This window comes from Chryseobacterium sp. GP-SGM7, assembly GCF_049166575.1.
Taxonomy (GTDB): Bacteria; Bacteroidota; Bacteroidia; order Flavobacteriales; family Weeksellaceae; genus Chryseobacterium.
Genome location: NZ_JBMHFF010000004.1, coordinates 275,860 through 295,012 on the forward strand (window position 1 = coordinate 275,860; position 19,153 = coordinate 295,012).

Below are 19,153 nucleotides of genomic sequence, written 5' to 3' on the forward strand. Positions count from 1 at the left end.
TTTCAAAAACAAAAAAGACTACAAAATTGCAGTCTTTCAATTATTGTGTTAAGTTTTAAAAATTCAAATAATTATCAGGGCAATTTTTATTATAAACAAATTTAAAATCTTTTCTCACTTTTAATCCAAAAATACCTCTTTCAAAAGTGTAAATGATTTCATTATTACCCCACATTTTTTTGTAATCAATAAAAAAGCTTCTAGTCATATAAGAATATTTATAGGCATTTCCACTTAAATAAATATAGGTGGTTTTGCCTTTTTGATGACTATTCCTTCCACCAACTTCAGAAATCATATTCTTAAAACAATATGTTTCTTTTTGGGGATTCATTCCCGTAAAATAATTTATCATAAAAAAACAATTAATTAAAAATGGAAAAATGACTCCAAAAAAGTACTTCTTATCTTCATTTTTAATCTTAATAATTTTTTTATTAATCAATCTGTTAATAACTACACAAAGTAAACCAATAATTATAACAAACCAATAAAAGTTTAAAACTGTTTTAAAGACTATGGTGACTAGTAAAACTACATTTAAAATACTAAAAAAGATTGACTTGTCAACTTTCGTCATTATTCAACAATTTTGAAATCAAGCTGTTTTGCAATTAAATTCGCTTTTATTACTTTAATCTGAAGCTCATCTCCCAATTGGTATCTGTTTCCTGTACGTGAACCATAAACGGCGTGAGTGGTTTTGTCGTAAGTATAAGAATCATCCATTAAATCCCGTAATTTAATTAAACCTTCCGCACCATTTTCAGGAATCTGAACCCAGAAACCGAATTCTGCAACTCCTGAAATTACACCTGTAAAAGTTTCTCCCAAATGTTTTTCCATGAACTTTACCTGCATAAATTTAATTGAATCTCTTTCTGCATCGGCCGCCAAACGTTCTCTGGCGCTGCAATGTTTAGCTTTTTCTTCCAATTCATTTCTGTCGGGAGATTTTCCTCCATCCAGATAATGCTGTAACAATCTGTGTGCAAGCAAATCCGGATAACGGCGGATAGGAGAGGTGAAGTGCGAATAGTAATCGAATCCTAAACCGTAATGCCCAATTGGCTCGGTAGAATACACCGCTTTACTCATGCTTCGCATCGCCAATGTTTCGATCATATTTTCTTCGCCTTTTCCTTTGACGTCTTTCAATAAAGTATTTAAAGATTCTGCTACTTTTTTGGTATTTGCCAAGTCTATTTTGTACCCAAAAGTGGAAACGAAATCTCTCAAAGCTTCCAGTTTTGCCGGATCCGGATCGTCGTGAATCCTGTAAATAAATGTGTTTCCGTTTGGACTTCCTTTTTTAAGCGAAACAAATTCTGAGACTTTTTTATTCGCCAGCAACATAAACTCTTCAATCAAATGATTTGAATCTTTGCTGATTTTAAAGTAAACGCCAATCGGCTGGTTGTTTTCATCTAAATTGAATCGAACTTCGCTTCTGTCAAATGTAATTGCACCATTTCTGATACGTTCAGCGCGCATAATTTTAGCCAATCCGTCTAAAACATTAATTTCTTCCTGCAAATCGCCTTCTCTGGTTTCAATTCTTTCCTGAGCTTCTTCATAACTAAATCTTCTGTCGGAATGAATGACGGTTCTTCCAAACCATTCTTTCTGAAGTTCTGCCTTATCATTTAATTCAAAAACTGCAGAGAAAGTATATTTATCTTCATTCGGACGAAGCGAACAGACATCGTTACTCAAAACCTCCGGAAGCATCGGTACAACACGATCTACCAAATAAACTGAAGTTGCTCTTTCGTACGCTTCATCATCCAGAATAGTTCCCGGAACTACATAATGGGAAACGTCTGCAATATGAACTCCAATTTCCCAGTTTCCATTTTCCAATTTTCTTATCGAAAGTGCATCATCGAAATCTTTTGCGTCTTTCGGGTCGATCGTGAAAGTTAAAACATCACGCATATCCCAACGTTTTGCAGCTTCTTCATCGGTTATTCTACGGTCGATTTTATCGGCATCTCTTTCTACCTCTTCGGGAAATTCATACGGTAAACCATATTCCGCAAGAATAGAGTGGATCTCAGTTTCATGATCTCCGGGATTTCCTAAAACCTGTAAAATTTCTCCTTCTGGATTTTTGTCTCCGGCTTTCCATTCGGTCATTTTTACAACGACTTTATTTCCGTTTTCAGCGCCGTTTATTTTTCCTTTAGGAATGAAAATATCCGTATTGATTGTCTTCTTATCACAAACTACAAACCCGAATTCTTTATGCGGAACCAACTGAAAAGTACCCACAAATTCTGATCTTTTTCTTTCTAAAACCTCCAAAACAGAACCTTCGAGCTTTTTACCTTTGAAATTGTAAGTAACAATCAAGACTTTATCGCCTTGCAAAGCATCTTTCACGTTTTTTGAGTGAACGAAAATATCTTCTTTTAAATTTTCTACCGTAACGTAAGCATTTCCGCTTTGGTTGAAATCGATCGTTCCCGTTAAAGTACCTTCAATATTAAGATTGATACTAAATTTTCCTTTCTCTGTTTCTTTAATTCTTTGATTTGATAACAATTTATGCAAAGCCTGAATCACCATTTCTCTCTGACGGGGATTTTTATGGTCAATTCCATCTGAAATCTGTTTGTAATTGTATAATTTGGTTTGATTCTGATTCATAAATCTCATGATCAATCTTCCGATTTCCATTAATTTATGATCGTTTTTCTGACTTATATATTTTTTCTTTTTTGCCATTTTATTCTTTTAAATTTTTAATATAATTATCAAATTTTTCTGATAATTCTTTTGTATTTGGTAATAGTTTTTGATAATCTTTTGGTAATTTTTCTGAAGTAGAGTAAGTTGCCACTCCAATCGGTAATGTGCTGGATTTTAATGAATATTCTACGATTGTGCGGTCTTTATTTTTGCATATAATAATTCCGATAGCTTCATTTTCATGGTTTAATTTTACTTTATCGTTTAAGAGATTCAAATAGAATTCCATTTTGCCCTTATATTCGGGTAAAAATTCTCCAATTTTTAATTCTACAGCAACTAAACTTTGTAATCTTCGATGGAATAAAAGTAAATCTATAAAATATTCTTTTTGTGAAGCCTCTACTTTAAACTGATTTCCAATAAATGAAAAATCACTTCCCAATTCCAACAAAAAACCGCGGATATTATGTATTAGTTTTAATTCTAAATCTTTTTCAGAATGCTCTTCTTCAATTCCTAAAAAATCAAAAATATATTCATCTTTAACTGCTAAAATGGCTTGATTTCTGATTTTTTCAGGTAATGTTTCGTCAAAATTGGTTTGATTGACAAGATATTTCTGGAATGTTTGATTTTCGATCTGATGAATAAGAACATTTTTTGACCAACCAAATTTTTTAGTGGAAAGAATATAAAATTCTCGTTCTTTTGGATCTTTACATTTGTTTAAAATAACAATATGTTTCGACCAGCTAATTTCTCCAACCAATGGATGGAGATTTTCAACAGATTGATATTCAGAATAAAACTGAGTCATTAACCATAAATTGGTTGTGGAAAATCCACCCACTCCCGGAAACTCATTTTGCAATTCTTTAGAAAGTGTAGGAACAACTGATTTGCCCCAATTTTCAGCCTGATTTTCTGATATTGATTTTCCAATTTCCCAATACAAATTTATTAGGCCAACATTCACTGCCTTCATTGCTTCGTACTGGGCATTTCTGACTTTTGTTTTTATTTCAGAAATAAACTGTATTTGAGAATTTTCTAACATTAATAATCTAGATTCTAAGCACTAACTGTTTTCAATTAATATGATTTACAGTCCAGAACTTAGTTTTTGCATAAATTTAAAACAAATATGGAGAAGTGTAGGGAAAAATTTTTTGATTAGTTCAAATAAACTATCTCAATTTTTTACGGAATCAACAGCTTGTTAATTGCTATTGGATAGTGTAAATATATAAAATAAAAAATAAATAAGGCTTGTAATTTGATTTACAAGCCTTTATAAATTTAGCAAAATGCAATTTTATCAACTCGGGTTTGATGTCTTCCACCTTCAAAAGGTGTTGAAAGAAACTTTTCGGAAATAGCGATAGCGACTTCTTTCGAAATAAATCTTGCAGGAATAGAAATCATATTTGCATCATTATGCTGTCTCGCCAATTCTGCAATTTCGGGCATCCAGCACAACGCACATCTTATTTGCTGATGTTTGTTAGCCGTAATTTGTACTCCGTTTCCGCTTCCGCAAAGTAAAATTCCCAGTTCATTTTCTCCATTTTCAACTGAAGTTGCAGCCGGATGTACAAAATCCGGATAATCAACAGAATCTGCAGAAAAAGTTCCAAAATCCTGAACTTCAAAATTTTCTTCAAGATGTTTCTTTAAAATTTCTTTATACTCAAAACCAGCGTGGTCACAGGCAATAGCAATTTTTCTTTTCATTTTACTTTTTAAAATTTATTTATTTGATGTCTAATGTGATGAGATCTTTATGCAAAGTTACGTTAATTCCGAATTTAATCTTCTTAGTTTCGCTAGGTTTTATCTCAAAAATTCCTAATGACAAAACCTTAATTTTATCGTACTTGACATTATCCGGATTAATGGCTTCAATTTTAATAATTTCAGCAGTAAAAACCGGAATTTGATCTTTCATTCCCAGAGCGATAGCTTTATTTTATTACTTATAATGGTAATTTCATAATAATAGCTTTAAACTTTTTCCTTTTTCATCTAAATATTTAGTTTAATTATTTATTAATTCTCTTCTGATAAGAACATTTGGGACAATTCTAATTCCAATCTACGTCTTAAACATTCACTAATTGAAATCAATATTTACACTTGTTATTTGTAAATTTTCCATAAAAACATCGGTATCTCAAGCAAAATTATACATCTGAAGAATAATAACACTTTTATACAAATTAATTTCTGCTTTTATCGTTCTTGAGCTTTTTCATTAGAATTCCATAAATTGCTATCTCTTCAATTCCGTAATCATTTGCGCTTGAAGACCTAACTTTGGATTTGGTATAACAAATTAAAAACATACTAATCTCATTCAGTTTTAAAAATCAACTTTGTAGATTATAAAGTCTCTCTTCTTCGCTGAAGCTTAAAATTCTTCCGTCTGAATAAATTTTTTGCTTCTTGATCTTAAAAATCTTTGTTGTATAATTTTCCTTTCAAAACAGTTACCAACGATTAACATAAAAGCAACAAATTGATTTTCAGAGTAATTTAGCCCTTAATGTATCTGTTTCATAAAAACTTTAATAATTGTTAATTAAATTCTAACAAAATGTTAAAAGCATTGTGAATAAGTGTGGAAAACTTTGTTAAAAATAATATTTTTTATCACCAGAAAAATTAGTAATGAAAGTTGCTTCCAAATTTTCGGGCAAAAATTTTCAAAAACTTTTTTCAGACTAATCTTAAGTTTTTCCATAATTCGGTTATTCAGAATAGTAATAGTGGAAAAGTTATTAATATTTGTTGGTAAGTGTTCGAAAAATCAGATTTTCAGTCATTTATTTTGTTAATTAATTATCAATTGTAACTAAATTAAGTGTTATGAAGTTTTAATTTTAAAGTTATCCCCTAAACTCACAACACTTAACAACAGTATTCATTCTTTTCTTTCTATAAAAAAAATAAGATAGTGTTGATTGATGAGTGTTGCTTTGTTTGGAAAATTTTGAAAACTTTTGAAAGATTAGATTTTTTGCGAGACTTTAAAATCTTACATTTGTGAAACAAAAATCAAAAAAGAATTTAAGATATCGACCTGCCTCTGCAGTTTCTGAGAACTGTATATGCAAGTTGATTTTCTATGACTGAAGAAACTAACAAAAGTATATATGAAAACAATCAATGATTTCAATTTTAAGGATAAAAAAGCTCTTGTAAGAGTAGATTTTAATGTTCCGCAAGACGACCAGCTGAAAGTTACAGACAATACAAGAATTGTTGCTGTAAAACCTACAGTTGATAAAATTCTTAAAGATGGAGGTTCTGTAATTTTAATGGCTCACTTAGGAAGACCAAAAGGAGAAGTAAAGGATGAATTTTCTTTAAAACATATTGTAGAAGAGGTTTCTGACGTACTTGGTAAGGAAGTAAAATTTGTAAATGAATGCGTTGGAGAAAAAGCTGAGCAAGCAGCTTCAGAATTAAAAGCCGGAGAAATCCTTTTATTGGAAAATTTACGTTTTCATAACGAAGAAGAAAAAGGTGATGAAGCTTTTGCTGAAAAACTTTCTAAATTAGCCGATGCTTATGTGAATGATGCTTTCGGAACAGCCCACAGAGCACATGCTTCTACAGCTGTTATTGCTCAGTTTTTCAATTCAACTAAATTTTTCGGTTTACTGATGGCTAAAGAACTTCAAGCGATTGATAAAGTTTTAAAAAGTGGCGAAAAGCCTATTACAGCGATACTTGGAGGCTCTAAAGTTTCAACTAAAATTACCATTATAGAAAATATTTTACCAGCAATTGATAATTTAATCATTGGTGGCGGAATGGCATTTACTTTCATTAAAGCTTTAGGCGGAAAGATTGGAACTTCATTAGTTGAAGAAGATAAATTACCTTTAGCTCTTGAGATTTTAGGAAAAGCGAAAGAACATAATGTAAAAGTTTACCTTCCATCAGATACTATTATTGCTGAAAGTTTTAATAATGATGCTGAAAGAAAAGAAGTAAATATCTATGAAATTCCTGAAGGTTGGATGGGATTGGATGCTGGTGCAAAATCCAGAGATCAGTTTAATGATGTTCTATTAAATTCAAGAACAATTCTTTGGAACGGACCTATCGGAGTTTTTGAAATGTCAAATTTCTCAGCTGGAACTATTGCTTTAGGTGATAGTATTGCTGAAGCTACAAAACTAGGAGCTTTTTCGTTAGTTGGTGGAGGAGACAGTGTAGCTTTTGTTAAGCAATTCGGATATGGCGAAAAAGTAAGTTATGTTTCAACTGGTGGTGGAGCGATGCTTGAAAGTCTGGAAGGTTTAGAACTTCCGGGAGTTGCTGCAATTAACAATTAAGAAATTTCTCTTTTTATAAATTTTAGTCTGTCGGATTTTCGGCAGACTTTTTTATTTTCCTATAAAATCAGTTAAATTTTTATTTTCTTGGAAAATGTTGAAAAATTGACTTTCATAAATATGGTTAAAATCCATAAATAAATATTTCTATAGCATTTATATCTAAATTTAAAATAAAGCTTAATATAGATAGTTTTTGCGAGAATTTACTTTTTTAAATGCAAATTTTTCTATTTTTTCTTTTACGATATGCTGAACAGTGAATTTTTCATTTAAAACTTTCAAATTTAATTTTATGAAAATCTCTACCTTGTAGATTTTCAATTTAAAAAATCATAAAAATTTTTGCCTTTAAATTTTACAAAACTTTGTCAATTTTAAATCTGCTTATTTAATGATCTCAAGAAATTTAGGCACATCAGATTTTAAAATGTTTTATAAGAAATTGTAGTAAGGTAGGTAAGAAGTAAAATTTTCAGACTTTTTATAATAAAATAATTTAAATTGATAGTTCTAAAAAAAATAATAACTCAAGATTTAATCCTGAATTTTTTGAATTTTATAGAGAAAATGCTAAAAATCGACTTTAAGAAATAGGTTAAAAATCGATTTTCTACTTTTTTTCGATAATGTATATCAAACTCGAAAATTCGTTAGAAAAAAGGGCTTTTATGTTAGAAATTGTTCCGTAGACTGTTGCTTTTAGCCAAAAAAAAGAAGATTTCTTATATTTTTCGCTCAGCATGGAGATATAAAACGAATCTAATATTAAAGGTTTAATTTTTCTCATTTTCCAATTTGGCTTCCTTGAAATCAAATTTTCCATTCCTTTTTTAGAAAAATGATACACGTGTCTTGGTACATCGTATGCTGCCCAATATTCTTTATAATGTTTTGCATCGTAAGAAGTAGGGTTGGGTACAGCGATAATTAATAACCCTTTTTCTTTTAATTTTTTATTGAAAATTTCAAGCATTTCATCTTGATTTTCTACGTGCTCAAATACATGCCAAAGCGTAATTGCGTCCAAACTGTGATCTTCAAGTGCATTGATATTATCTAAAATTATTGCTTTTGAAATCTTATTTTGCGCTGCTTTTCTTGCATCTGAATTAGGTTCAAATCCTAAAACTTCAAAATCATTTTCTATATATTTTACAAATTCTCCTGCACCGCATCCATAATCTAAAACTTTCGAACCTTTATTAATTCGATCTAAAAGTATTGTTTTTTTGTATTGTAAATTAAAAGACTGAAGAAATTTATACAGTTTTTCTTTTAAACTTCCTGAGTCTTGGTGATGAGAAATATAGTCTTCACTTTCATAATATTTTGAAATGTTCGATGGAATAGGGGAGGTTTTAAAAACTCCTTTTGTTTCCGTTTCTTTAATTTCAAAAACTTCTTGTGAAAGAAAATGATCTTTTATTTTCATTTGAATTATTCTTTTAAATAATAAAATTAAGATATTTAGAGCTTATGATAAGTTTATAAATACCTTAATTTCGGCTTTTATTCTCCCTATGTTTCACGTGAAACATTTTGTATTTAACGGCCTAAATAAACCAGTAAAACATTTATATCGGCAGGCGAAACACCACTTATTCTTCCAGCTTGAGCAACTGTTTTTGGTCTGACATTATTCATTTTTTGCTTTGCTTCTGCAGACAAACTTGAAATTTTCAGATAATCAAAATCTTCAGGTATTTTTACATTTTCAAGACGGTTTAGTTTTGCAACATTCTCCTTTTCCTTTTCAATGTAACCTTTATATTTGATATTTACTTCGGCTTGTTCACGAACTTCATCTGTGAATTGAGATGTAAATTCTTTAATTATATCAATTTCGTCAAGATTTTGCAATGTAATATTTGGTCTGGTAAGAAATTGCGAAGCTCTGTAAGCTTGATCTACAGGATTACTCTCCATACTTTCCAATATAGGATTAATGATTCCAGGCTTTAAAGAAGTTTCTCGTAAAAATGCTTCAAGTTCCTGGCTTTTTGCGATTTTTTCTTCTACTTTTCTTAATCTATCTTCTTTAGCTAGACCTAATTCAAAAGCTTTTTCGGTTAGTCTGATATCAGCATTATCCTGTCTTAAAAGAAGTCTGTACTCAGCTCTTGAAGTGAACATTCTGTAAGGTTCTTCTGTACCTTTTGTGATTAAATCATCTACTAAAACTCCGATATACGCTTCGTCTCTATTTAAGATAAATTCATCTTTTTCATGTACTTTATTATGAGCATTAATCCCTGCAATTAATCCTTGTCCCGCTGCTTCTTCATAACCAGTTGTACCATTAATCTGTCCTGCGAAATATAAATTATCAACTAATTTTGTTTCTAAAGTATGCTTTAGTTGAGTAGGAGGGAAGTAGTCATATTCAATGGCATAACCTGGCCTGAATACTTTTACGTTTTCAAATCCTGGTATATGCTTCATTGCTTTGATCTGAACATCTTCCGGTAAAGAAGAACTGAAACCGTTTACATAGATCTCAACAGTCTTCCAGCCTTCAGGTTCTACGAATAACTGGTGTCTGTTTCTTTCTGCAAAACGGTTAATTTTATCTTCAATAGATGGACAATATCTTGGTCCTAAGCTCTGAATTGTACCATTAAACATCGGGCTTCTATCAAATCCTTCACGTAAAATATCGTGTACCGTTTCGTTGGTATAAACGATGTGACAACTTAATTGTTTGTTTAATTTGGGAGTATCTAAATAGCTGAATTTCTGAGGATTTTCATCACCTTTTTGCTCTTCCATTTTAGAGTAATCAAGACTTCTGCCATCTACTCTAGGTGGAGTACCGGTCTTCATTCTTCCAGATTCAAAACCAAAAGAAACAAGTTGTTCGGTGATTCCAAAAGCTCTTGGTTCACCCATTCTTCCGCCTCCTAACTGCTTATCTCCAACGTGGATTAATCCATTTAGAAAGGTTCCATTTGTGAGAACGACTGACTTAGATCTAATTTCAATTCCTAGTGAAGTCACAACTCCTACAGCTTTATTATTTTCGATTATTAAGCTTTTAACCATATCCTGGAAAAAGTCGAGATTGGGAGTATTTTCTAATGCATAACGCCACTCTTCTGCGAAAAGCATTCTGTCATTTTGAGTTCTGGGCGACCACATTGCAGGACCTTTTGAAAGGTTTAGCATCTTGAATTGTATTGCAGATTTGTCGGCAATAATTCCTGAATAACCTCCCATTGCATCGATTTCTCGTACAATTTGTCCTTTTGCGATTCCTCCCATTGCAGGGTTGCAGCTCATCTGTCCGATGGTTTGCATGTTCATTGTAATAAGCAAAGTCTTTGAACCCAAGTTCGCTGCTGCAGCTGCGGCTTCACATCCTGCGTGACCGGCACCAACTACAATTACATCATATATTTCTGAAATCATATTTTATTGCTTATTTTAAGCCTTAAATTTTAATTTTTTCTATAAATGTTTCACGTGAAACATTCTTTTAAATTACAAGACAAATACGCCTGTGTGCGGGGTTTTATAGCCCGATTGCAGCATTCGTCTGAGCTCATTTTCTTTTTGTAAATGAAAATAGCGAGTGCGGAAAGCGGGATTAAGCTCCTAAAAGAAAAATTTAAAATGTTAACGGTATTTTGCTAAATAAAAATCTTCCTTACTTCGCATTAATTTTTCTTCCTCTTCGGTTTTATCTTTATAGCCGGAAAGATGAAGAACGCCATGAGCTAAAACTCTTCTCAGTTCTTCTTCATAATCTTTTGATAGGGTAGAAGCGTTATCTGAAATGCGCTGCAAAGATACAAAAATCTCACCGCTTATCGTTTTACCTTTTACATAATCAAAAGTAATAATGTCTGTGTAGTAATCATGCTGAAGATAATCCTGATTTACTTTCAATAAATAATCATCGTTGCAGAAGATATAATTGATTTCGCCCAGTTTTTTTCGTTCAGAAAGAATAATTTCTTCCAGCCATTTTTTGTATTCTGTATTAACAGATTCGGATATGTTTTCGTAAAAGAATTGTATCATAATTTAAAACCAGTGTCCTAAAATAACACTGAATACGCCTTTTTGATTATTTTTAAGTGAATGTCCAAAATTGAACTTTATTTGTCCGAAAGGTGATTTGTAACCAATCGTTGCTCCAAATGAACTGTAATTTACCTTTACGGCATCTTCAAAGCTAATGTCATCTGAAAGATTGGCAAATGTAAAATTTCCGCTTAGAAATAAGTTTTTGTAAAATTTATATTGTAAATCGTTTGAAACCATCACGACATTGTTTGTGTTGAGCTGTGCAAAATAAAATCCAGAGAAGTTGTGAAAATTAATAATGTTTTGCTCAAAAACTCCTCCTAGCCTGTATTGATAATATTGCGGAAGATTTTCGCCGATGGTTACTCCGCCATAGAGATTCAGGCGATAGCTCAATTGCTTTGTAATTGGCAGATTTACTCTTACATCTGCTTTAACCTGAATTAAACGTTTTTCTACATCAGACTTAAGTAAATCAATTACTTTTCCTTCAGCATTAAGATAAATACCCTGAGTAGGAAAATCTCTGTCATTCTGAGTATCTGTTTTTACAAAAATATAAGGATTTAAAAACCGGTTATACCTTTTGTTTGTACCATTCATTTCAGCTTCAAAATAATCGTGACTAAGTCCTGTCCCGATTGCAAATTTATCTTTCCAAACAGATTGTATGTATACCTCATTGCGAAGCCATTCCCATTTGTCAATATTGATATTATTGTCTCCTTTCAAATCAAAACTCATCCCGGAAGAATAGACTCCGAATCCCGGAATATAGCCATTATCAACAAAATAATTTAAATAATACCTTGGCTTGTCTCCTATAACTACATCTAAGGAAAGATTTGAATTTTTAAATAGTAACCTCTTTGCAGAATAATTTAACAAAAGTCCGGTTTTGAAAATTTCATCATAATGTAAACCAACTTTCAGGAAATGCCTGGCTTCATCTTCTGTCACGTATAATTTAAGATAATTCAGATTATTTTCTGTGACAATGTCATAATTGATGAATCGGTAATTATTAGTTGCTACGAGTTTGTCTAAACCTTTATTAATGCTTCCGTACGTTTGCATTGATGGAAGACGAAGCCCCATTTTACCGAGAACGTAGTTTTTACCGTATATTTTACCGCCATCTATTGATACGCTGTCAATCTTATAGACATTAGAATATATAGGATTTACGGACTGTCTGAGACGTTCAAATTCACGTTTTGGAAGCTGATCAAGAACTGCCGAATATTTCATGCCTTCTACATAACCGCTGTCAAGTATTTTTTTCTTATCGTCATAGCTTGTTGCAGTCATTCCGGCAAGATTTGGTTTAATATTGATATCAGTGTATTTGTATTGTCTTTTGGTATCTTTTTGAATACCAAAATCTATGACCTGATTTAAAATCGAGATAATATTATTCAAATCTTCTCTTTTTGAAAGATCCTGATTTAAATCTACACCAATAACGATATCAATTCCTTTGTCTTTTAATGGTTTTGAAGGATAATTAACCGTCATTGCTCCGTCGATATAAATACTGTCTCCAATTTTTACGGGATTCATTAACGATGGAAAAGCTGAGCTTGCCATAATCGACTGCACCAAATCTCCCTTTTCAAAAATCTCCATGTTTCCGCTTTCAAGATTGGTAGCTACACACATAAAGGGAATTGGAAGTTTTGAAAAATCGTTGATGTTGGAAACGTTCTTAAAAAGCTCTTTCAAGAGATAAACATTCTTTTGGCCAGAACTGATGGAAGAGGGAAGTGTAATTTTTCCGTTTTGCAAGGGAATAGAAAAGAGATATTTGTCGACAGCTTTGTTGAAGAAAGTGCTTTCTTTTCTCGATTTCGGATCTCTGATCAATGAGTAGAAATCGGTATCCATTACAATCTTTTCAATTTCTTTTCCGGAATATCCTGAAGCATACAGACCGCCCACAATTGATCCCATACTTGTTCCCGAAATATAATCGATTTTTACACCTAAAGAATCCAAAACTTTAAGAACACCTACATGAGAGAAACCTTTTGCACCGCCACCTGCAAGTGACAATCCGATTCTTGGATTTTTAGGAATCACCAGGTTTTTCTTTACCTGAGATTGAATCAAAAGTAACTGAAATGCAAATAAAAGTATCAGAATTTTTCTCATAGTTAATCTTTTACATAGATCCGTTTTACACGAGGTGAAATGGATGTTAATACTTCATAAGTAATGGTTTTGCAATATTCTGCAAATTCTTTTAAACTTGGTTTTGAATTGAAAACAGTGACTGTATCTCCTTCTTTTATATTCGGGATATTATCTACGTTGATCATCATCATATCCATACAAATGCTTCCTACAATAGGTGCTAAGTTTTTATGAACGCCCACATTTCCAACCTGATTTCCAATTAATCTTGGGATTCCGTCTGCATATCCGACAGGAATAGTGGCTATTTTTGTTGGACGATCAGCTTTGAATCTTCTGCTATAACCCACAGATTCACCGTTTTCTACCAAAGAAATTTGTGAAATTACTGTTTTGAAACTTACGACAGACTGCAATTGTTTTTGTATATCAAAATTTGGTGATTCTCCCAACATTCCGATTCCAATTCTTACCATATCATATTGATGATTGGTATAACTGGTTATTCCAGAAGAATTTAAAATATGACGGATAGGAGTATACTGCAATTTTTTAATTAAATAATTTGAATTTTTTTCAAATATTTGCAATTGGTTTAAGGTAAATTCTTTCTCTTCCGGTATATCTGAAGACGAAAGATGGCTGAAAATACTTTGAACTTTTACATTCAAATTTTCTAAAAATTCGCTTAACTGATCAAGTTCAAAGCCTTTAAAACCAAGACGATGCATCCCGGTTTCCAATTTGATATGAATAGGATATTTTTTATCATAACCAGATTTTTGAACGGCTTTGTAAAACAATTCCAAAACACGGAAACTGTAAATTTCCGGCTCCAAATTATATTCAATTAAAGTTTCATAACTGTGCTGCTCAGGATTCATCACTACGATAGGAACAGTGATGCCCTTTTTCCTAAGTTCAACACCTTCATCCACGAAGGCAACGCCAAGATAATCAATATGATGATGCTGCAAAAATTCTGAAATCTCATAACTTCCTAGTCCATAAGAGTTTGCTTTTACCATTGCCATCATTTTTGTAGCCGGTTTCAGTAGAGATTTGTGATAATTGATGTTATGTAAAAGTGCATTCAGATTGATTTCAAGAACTGTATCATGTTTTCTGAGTTCAAGAACATCTTTTACTTTTTCAATTTCAAATTTTCGGGCTCCTTTCAATAAAATAATCTGATTTTCAATTTCGGTAAGATGTTTACTATCAATTAATTCCTGAGTATTAATGAAAGTATAAGTTTTAGACTTAAATAAATCACTAAATTTTGATATTTTGTCGCCGATTAAGAAAACAGAGTCGAATTTTTGTTCGTTTACTAATTCTGAAACTTCTTCATATAATTCTTTAGAATTAAAATTGACATCAAAAATATCGGTTAAAACCAAAGATTTTTTAGGTTTTTTGTACTCATTCAAAAATTGAAGCGCAGTTTTCAAAGAATCTAAATCAAGATTAAAAGAATCGTTGATAATAATATTGTTTTTAATCCCTTCGATGGCTTCCAAGCGCATTTCAACTGCCTTTAAAGCGTTGATCTTTTCGATTATCTTTTGATTTCCGATTCCTAATTCCTTTAGAACAGTTACGAGCGCCAAAGCATTGGTTAATGTCGCCTCGTCTCTCTGATGAACTGGAAAGGAGATTTCTTCATCAAAGTATTTTACAACAAGATATTCGTCTTTAGAATTTAAATTCTTAAAATAAACCTGATTGCTTTCTTTGAAACCATAAGAAATTAATTTTTTACTTGAATATAATTGATTTATTTTTTTGTTAACCAACATATTATCTCCGTTAAAAATAATCACTTCAGAATTTTTGAAAAGTTTAATTTTTTCATCAATCAATTCTTCTTCAGCCTTAAAATTTGCGAGATGGGCAGTTCCGATATGCGTTAATAACCCAATCTGCGGATGGAAAATATTTTCCAGTTTTTCCATTTCGTCTGGCTTCGAAATTCCGACCTCAAAAATTCCCAGTTCGTGAGAATCATTGATTTGAAGCAAAGAAAGGGGAAGACCAATCTGAGAATTAAAACTTTTCGGACTTTTCACGGTTGTAAATTCATTCCAAAGACATTGATACAACCATTCTTTCAGAATAGTTTTACCGTTACTTCCGGTAATTCCTATAGATTTTAAGTGAGTGTTTTTGAAATGATGTCGAGCTAATTTTTGAAGAAAATTCACGGAATTTTCAACAATAATCCAATTAATGTTTTCAAATTGCGGATATTGATGCTCAGAAATAATCACACTAATTCCTCTGTCGATCGCAGCTTCAATAAATTTTTCACCCGAATTTTTCTGAGTATTAATCGCAATAAAAGCAGTGTTTTTGGTGGAATAAATAATCCTGCTGTCAAAAGCTATGTTTTTGATTCGTAATTTTCCGTCCCCAATAACTTTAGTATTGGTGATTTCTGCGATTTGATTTATTGTGTAGTTCATTTCATTTATAAATTATCAATCACAAACTTTTTTTCATCGTCCTGATAATTATTGTAAAGTCTTAATATTTTAAGGATTTTAGATTCCAGTTTATAGATAAGTGTTGTTTGCTCTGTAATCAAAATTTTATTGTAATCAAAATTTTATTGTAATCAGAATTTTGTTCAAGCTTTTGAAAGATCACTTTTCTATCCAAAATCAATTCTATTTTTCGATTGAGAATTTCAATAAATTTTTGATATTCTCTATATGTAAAATTATTTCCGATGTAATCTTCGATTTGTTCTAGATCTTCCAGAGCAAAACTAGACCATTTAATTTCCATACTTTTTCAAAAAGCGTTCTTCAGAAACTTTTAAAACTTCGCTGTGAGAGTGGTAAATTCCATTGTCAATATCTTTTTCAGCATCATTTAAAGATTGCAAAAATGAAGGTTGCAGTTCAATAATCTCGGCAATTCTCAATAATTCTTCCGGAAGAAATTTTTTTTCTTTCATTTTTCGGAAGAAGGTAGGTTCGGAAATTCCCGTCTTTTCAATGATATACTTCATTTTAAAAGGCGAGTTTTTCAAAATCTCATCGATTGAATTACTGATTTTTATATAATTTTTTATTTCTAATATCATTTTTTGAGAGTATTTACTATTAAAATTTAAACAAATTTAAAAATAAATATGAGATAAAATTATTTTTTATTTAAAACTTCATCTACAAAAACTCTGCGGCTTACTGCATCGTAAGCTTCTGTTTCTCCGAGTTCTACCAAATTTTTCCCTTCAGAAGTTCTCATCGAATAATTGGCTAGATTTCCTGTTTTTCTGCAAATTGCATGAACTTTTGTCACATATTCTGCGGTGGCCATTAAATTAGGCATCGGTCCGAACGGTCTCCCCAAAAAATCCATATCCAAACCTGCAATAACTACGCGAATTCCATTATTTGCCAGTTCATTGGCTATTTCTACAATACTTTCATCGAAAAACTGAGCTTCATCAATTCCCACTACATCACAATTTGATCCCAACAAAATAATTTCATTAGGGGTTTCTACTGCTGTGCTGCGAATTTTATTTTTATTGTGGGAAACTACGTCTTCCTCAGAATATCTCGTATCTGTTTTAGGTTTAAAAATTTCCACATTCTGCCCCGCCATTTCTGCTCTTCGTAATCTTCGGATTAACTCTTCGGTTTTTCCGGAAAACATTGAGCCACAAATAACTTCCATCCAACCGCTCTGTTTGGAATGATTAATTGTATTTTCTAAAAACATTTGTTAAATTAGCCGTAATATTTTAAGATCAAAAGTAAGCAATTTTAATAAGAATCTACGATGCAGAACATTCAAGATTTACAGGATAGGATTTTTTTTGAATCCAAAAATATCATTGATATTTTGGGCAAAACAAACAACGTTGACGAGTTGATTTCGAAGCACGATCTGATGAATGATCTTGCCGAAAAAATTGCTTTTCTGAAATTGTTGAATAAAAATCTGGCACGTTACAGCCAGGAAAATTCAGGTTTTTCTGATTATCACAAATCTGAAGTTTTAATTTCAGCTCATTTGGTAACAGAAGAAGAGGCAATTTTTAATAATGAACTTAATGAAATTGGTTCTGAATCTTTTAAAGAAAAAGAAAATAATATTTTAGTTGAGGAAGAAGAGGCGATTTTTAATAATCAACTGAATGAAATTATTGAAAGCGATTTCCATGAAAGTATTGTAAATCTTGCTGAAGAAAACCAACCTGAAGCGGATGAAAATTTTGTTTCGGATGAAATTTCAGATCATTTAGAGCTGGAAGAAGAGGCTGTTTTTAATAATCAATTGAATGAAATTGATGAAGAACCGGAAAATACTGATAAGGCTTTAAGCTTTGTAGATGAAGACCGAATTTTGGAAGATTCTGAGCCTGAGAACGATGATGATTTTAATGAAGAAAATTTCAATCAGCAGGAAACCAAAGAAGAGGAAGTTTTTAATGATCAATTAAATGAAATCAATGAAGATGAAGCAGATAAATATAATTCTGCAAAAAATGAAACTCACAGTATTCCCGATATTTTTGCTACAGAACAAAATGAAGATGAAATTTTGATTGAAGAAACTGAAACTGAATATCAATCAAACGACTTTAATCATAACCAGGAAGAAATTATCACTGAAAATTCTAATGTTGAAGCAATTCTAACTGAAATTAAAAAAGATTCTGAATTTGAAGAAATTAAATCTGAAGAAATTGAAGTAAAACCAGATGATTCGGACAGAAGAAAAATTGTTGAAATTAATAAACCTTCGTCAGAACCGAACTTAGAAAATCTAAAATCCAATGAAAGTTTTGAGAATATTGAAGCTTACCGTCAGGAAAAGAAAATCAAACTGGCAAATATCAGAAGCTTAAAAAATATTCAGACTCTTTTTGATGATGATCCTTTGGAAAGAGAAACACCGCATGAAAAAGTTGAAATTCCTGTTGTAAAAGAAGATACCGGAAGTTTAATTAAAACAAATATTCCGACAGATTTTATGGAAGCTGAAAAGCAAAGACCGGAATTCAGACTTGATCTGAATGACAGAATTGCTTTTACAAAAGTACTTTTCGGAGGAAGCCAGGCAGATTTAAATGATGCAGTTTCTGAGCTTAACAGATGCAGAAATATTGACGAAGCCAAAGAATATCTTAGTGAACTTTATTACGATAAAAAATGGGATAAAGTAGATGAATATGCGCAGAGACTCTGGTTATTGGTAGAAAATAAATATATTTAATTTTGAGCGGAATTCTATATTTCGTTCCCACACCGGTTGGGAACTTAGAAGACATGACCTTCAGAGCCATAAAAGTGCTGAAAGAAGTCGATTATATCTTGTGTGAAGACACGCGAACTTCGGGTGTGCTTTTAAAGCATTACGAAATTTCAAAGCCTTTAAAATCTTATCATTTGCATAATGAGCATACTGCAACGGAGAAAGTGATTACTGATCTTCAAAGCGGACAAAATATTGCAATAATTACAGATGCGGGAACACCGGGAATTTCAGATCCGGGGTATTTATTGTCAAAAGCAGGTTCAGATAACAACATAGAAATGATCTGTCTTCCGGGAGCAACAGCTTTAATTCCGGCTTTGGTCGTTTCAGGATTGCCGAATAATGAATTTTTATTTGCAGGATTTTTGCCTCCTAAAAAAGGAAGACAAACTAAGCTGAAACAACTTGCAGAAGAGAAGAAAACCATTGTTTTTTACGAAAGTCCGCATAAAATCAATACTACTTTAGAGCAAATCAAAGAATTTTTCGGAGAAGAAACAAGAGCTAGTTTGAGTCGTGAAATTTCAAAGAAATTCGAAGAAACAAAAAGAGGAACAATTGATGAATTGATTGAGTTTTCTAAAAGTAAAACATTGAAGGGTGAAATTGTTTTGATTGTAAATAATTCACTAAAATAAAACAAAATTAGGCTGTTGACTTAT

The 19,153-nt window shown here is 31.7% G+C and carries 15 protein-coding genes; 3 read left to right on the forward strand and 12 right to left on the reverse strand.

Annotated elements, in window-relative coordinates; all coding sequences use genetic code 11:
- Nucleotides 1–55: 55 nt before the first annotated feature.
- The 5 genes from ACOOWA_RS16205 to ACOOWA_RS16225 form a co-directional block, all read right to left on the reverse strand.
- A complete protein-coding gene (locus ACOOWA_RS16205) occupies nucleotides 56–580 on the reverse strand; it encodes a hypothetical protein (protein ID WP_421376783.1) in 525 nt (174 codons plus the stop codon).
- The gene (gene rnr / locus ACOOWA_RS16210; protein ID WP_421376785.1) at nucleotides 580–2,730 is read right to left on the reverse strand and encodes a ribonuclease R; all 2,151 of its coding nucleotides are present in this window, start codon (nucleotides 2,728–2,730) and stop codon (nucleotides 580–582) included. The genes ACOOWA_RS16205 and rnr overlap by 1 nt, the downstream gene beginning before the upstream one ends.
- 1 nt (nucleotide 2,731) lies before the next feature.
- Complete coding sequence (locus tag ACOOWA_RS16215; RefSeq protein WP_421376787.1) at nucleotides 2,732–3,754, reverse strand: PDDEXK nuclease domain-containing protein; 1,023 nt, start codon at nucleotides 3,752–3,754, stop codon at nucleotides 2,732–2,734.
- Between the two features lie 242 nt (nucleotides 3,755–3,996).
- Nucleotides 3,997–4,431, reverse strand: a complete 435-nt coding sequence (rpiB, locus tag ACOOWA_RS16220; protein ID WP_421376789.1) for a ribose 5-phosphate isomerase B — start codon at nucleotides 4,429–4,431, stop codon at nucleotides 3,997–3,999.
- A 19-nt stretch (nucleotides 4,432–4,450) separates the two neighbouring features.
- Nucleotides 4,451–4,645 carry a hypothetical protein gene (locus ACOOWA_RS16225; RefSeq protein ID WP_421376790.1) on the reverse strand — a complete coding sequence of 65 codons (195 nt, stop codon included), beginning with the start codon at nucleotides 4,643–4,645 and terminating at the stop codon, nucleotides 4,451–4,453.
- 1,207 nt (nucleotides 4,646–5,852) lie between these two features.
- Between ACOOWA_RS16225 and ACOOWA_RS16230 the strand changes: the two genes are divergently transcribed.
- Entirely contained in the window at nucleotides 5,853–7,043 is a 1,191-nt protein-coding gene (locus tag ACOOWA_RS16230; protein WP_421376792.1) for a phosphoglycerate kinase, read from the forward strand.
- 613 nt (nucleotides 7,044–7,656) lie between these two features.
- Here ACOOWA_RS16230 and ACOOWA_RS16235 read toward each other — a convergent pair.
- From ACOOWA_RS16235 to ACOOWA_RS16265, 7 genes are all read right to left on the reverse strand, one after another.
- A complete protein-coding gene (locus tag ACOOWA_RS16235) occupies nucleotides 7,657–8,478 on the reverse strand; it encodes a class I SAM-dependent methyltransferase (protein ID WP_421376794.1) in 822 nt (273 codons plus the stop codon).
- Nucleotides 8,479–8,591: 113 nt separating this feature from the next.
- Nucleotides 8,592–10,454, reverse strand: coding sequence for a tRNA uridine-5-carboxymethylaminomethyl(34) synthesis enzyme MnmG (gene mnmG / locus ACOOWA_RS16240; RefSeq protein ID WP_421376796.1), 1,863 nt, complete (start codon nucleotides 10,452–10,454; stop codon nucleotides 8,592–8,594).
- A gap of 207 nt (nucleotides 10,455–10,661) precedes the next feature.
- Nucleotides 10,662–11,069 carry an rRNA maturation RNase YbeY gene (ybeY, locus tag ACOOWA_RS16245; RefSeq protein ID WP_421376797.1) on the reverse strand — a complete coding sequence of 136 codons (408 nt, stop codon included), beginning with the start codon at nucleotides 11,067–11,069 and terminating at the stop codon, nucleotides 10,662–10,664.
- Nucleotides 11,070–11,072: 3 nt separating this feature from the next.
- On the reverse strand, nucleotides 11,073–13,229 hold the full coding sequence (locus ACOOWA_RS16250) for a patatin-like phospholipase family protein (protein WP_421376799.1): 2,157 nt from the start codon (nucleotides 13,227–13,229) through the stop codon (nucleotides 11,073–11,075).
- A 2-nt stretch (nucleotides 13,230–13,231) separates the two neighbouring features.
- Nucleotides 13,232–15,679, reverse strand: coding sequence for a bifunctional UDP-N-acetylmuramoyl-tripeptide:D-alanyl-D-alanine ligase/alanine racemase (locus ACOOWA_RS16255; protein WP_421376800.1), 2,448 nt, complete (start codon nucleotides 15,677–15,679; stop codon nucleotides 13,232–13,234).
- Nucleotides 15,680–15,993: 314 nt separating this feature from the next.
- Nucleotides 15,994–16,305, reverse strand: coding sequence for a hypothetical protein (locus tag ACOOWA_RS16260; RefSeq protein ID WP_421376801.1), 312 nt, complete (start codon nucleotides 16,303–16,305; stop codon nucleotides 15,994–15,996).
- A 59-nt stretch (nucleotides 16,306–16,364) separates the two neighbouring features.
- On the reverse strand, nucleotides 16,365–16,949 hold the full coding sequence (locus ACOOWA_RS16265; protein ID WP_421376802.1) for a thymidine kinase: 585 nt from the start codon (nucleotides 16,947–16,949) through the stop codon (nucleotides 16,365–16,367).
- Between the two features lie 60 nt (nucleotides 16,950–17,009).
- On the opposite strand from ACOOWA_RS16265, the gene ACOOWA_RS16270 reads away from it, so the two are divergent.
- Together ACOOWA_RS16270 and rsmI are read left to right on the forward strand one after the other, a co-directional pair.
- Complete coding sequence (locus ACOOWA_RS16270; RefSeq protein WP_421376804.1) at nucleotides 17,010–18,449, forward strand: hypothetical protein; 1,440 nt, start codon at nucleotides 17,010–17,012, stop codon at nucleotides 18,447–18,449.
- Nucleotides 18,450–18,451: 2 nt separating this feature from the next.
- Entirely contained in the window at nucleotides 18,452–19,129 is a 678-nt protein-coding gene (gene rsmI, locus ACOOWA_RS16275) for a 16S rRNA (cytidine(1402)-2'-O)-methyltransferase (protein ID WP_421376805.1), read from the forward strand.
- Nucleotides 19,130–19,153 lie beyond the last annotated feature (24 nt).

What these genes read in the sequence shown, in the direction of transcription:
- ACOOWA_RS16205 (WP_421376783.1), bottom strand. Translation starts at nt 580, where the DNA reads ATGACGAAAGTTGACAAGTCAATCTTTTTTAGTATTTTAAATGTAGTT.
- rnr (WP_421376785.1), bottom strand. Translation starts at nt 2,730, where the DNA reads ATGGCAAAAAAGAAAAAATATATAAGTCAGAAAAACGATCATAAATTA.
- ACOOWA_RS16215 (WP_421376787.1), bottom strand. Translation starts at nt 3,754, where the DNA reads ATGTTAGAAAATTCTCAAATACAGTTTATTTCTGAAATAAAAACAAAA.
- rpiB (WP_421376789.1), bottom strand. Translation starts at nt 4,431, where the DNA reads ATGAAAAGAAAAATTGCTATTGCCTGTGACCACGCTGGTTTTGAGTAT.
- ACOOWA_RS16225 (WP_421376790.1), bottom strand. Translation starts at nt 4,645, where the DNA reads ATGAAAGATCAAATTCCGGTTTTTACTGCTGAAATTATTAAAATTGAA.
- ACOOWA_RS16230 (WP_421376792.1), top strand. Translation starts at nt 5,853, where the DNA reads ATGAAAACAATCAATGATTTCAATTTTAAGGATAAAAAAGCTCTTGTA.
- ACOOWA_RS16235 (WP_421376794.1), bottom strand. Translation starts at nt 8,478, where the DNA reads ATGAAAATAAAAGATCATTTTCTTTCACAAGAAGTTTTTGAAATTAAA.
- mnmG (WP_421376796.1), bottom strand. Translation starts at nt 10,454, where the DNA reads ATGATTTCAGAAATATATGATGTAATTGTAGTTGGTGCCGGTCACGCA.
- ybeY (WP_421376797.1), bottom strand. Translation starts at nt 11,069, where the DNA reads ATGATACAATTCTTTTACGAAAACATATCCGAATCTGTTAATACAGAA.
- ACOOWA_RS16250 (WP_421376799.1), bottom strand. Translation starts at nt 13,229, where the DNA reads ATGAGAAAAATTCTGATACTTTTATTTGCATTTCAGTTACTTTTGATT.
- ACOOWA_RS16255 (WP_421376800.1), bottom strand. Translation starts at nt 15,679, where the DNA reads ATGAACTACACAATAAATCAAATCGCAGAAATCACCAATACTAAAGTT.
- ACOOWA_RS16260 (WP_421376801.1), bottom strand. Translation starts at nt 16,305, where the DNA reads ATGATATTAGAAATAAAAAATTATATAAAAATCAGTAATTCAATCGAT.
- ACOOWA_RS16265 (WP_421376802.1), bottom strand. Translation starts at nt 16,949, where the DNA reads ATGTTTTTAGAAAATACAATTAATCATTCCAAACAGAGCGGTTGGATG.
- ACOOWA_RS16270 (WP_421376804.1), top strand. Translation starts at nt 17,010, where the DNA reads ATGCAGAACATTCAAGATTTACAGGATAGGATTTTTTTTGAATCCAAA.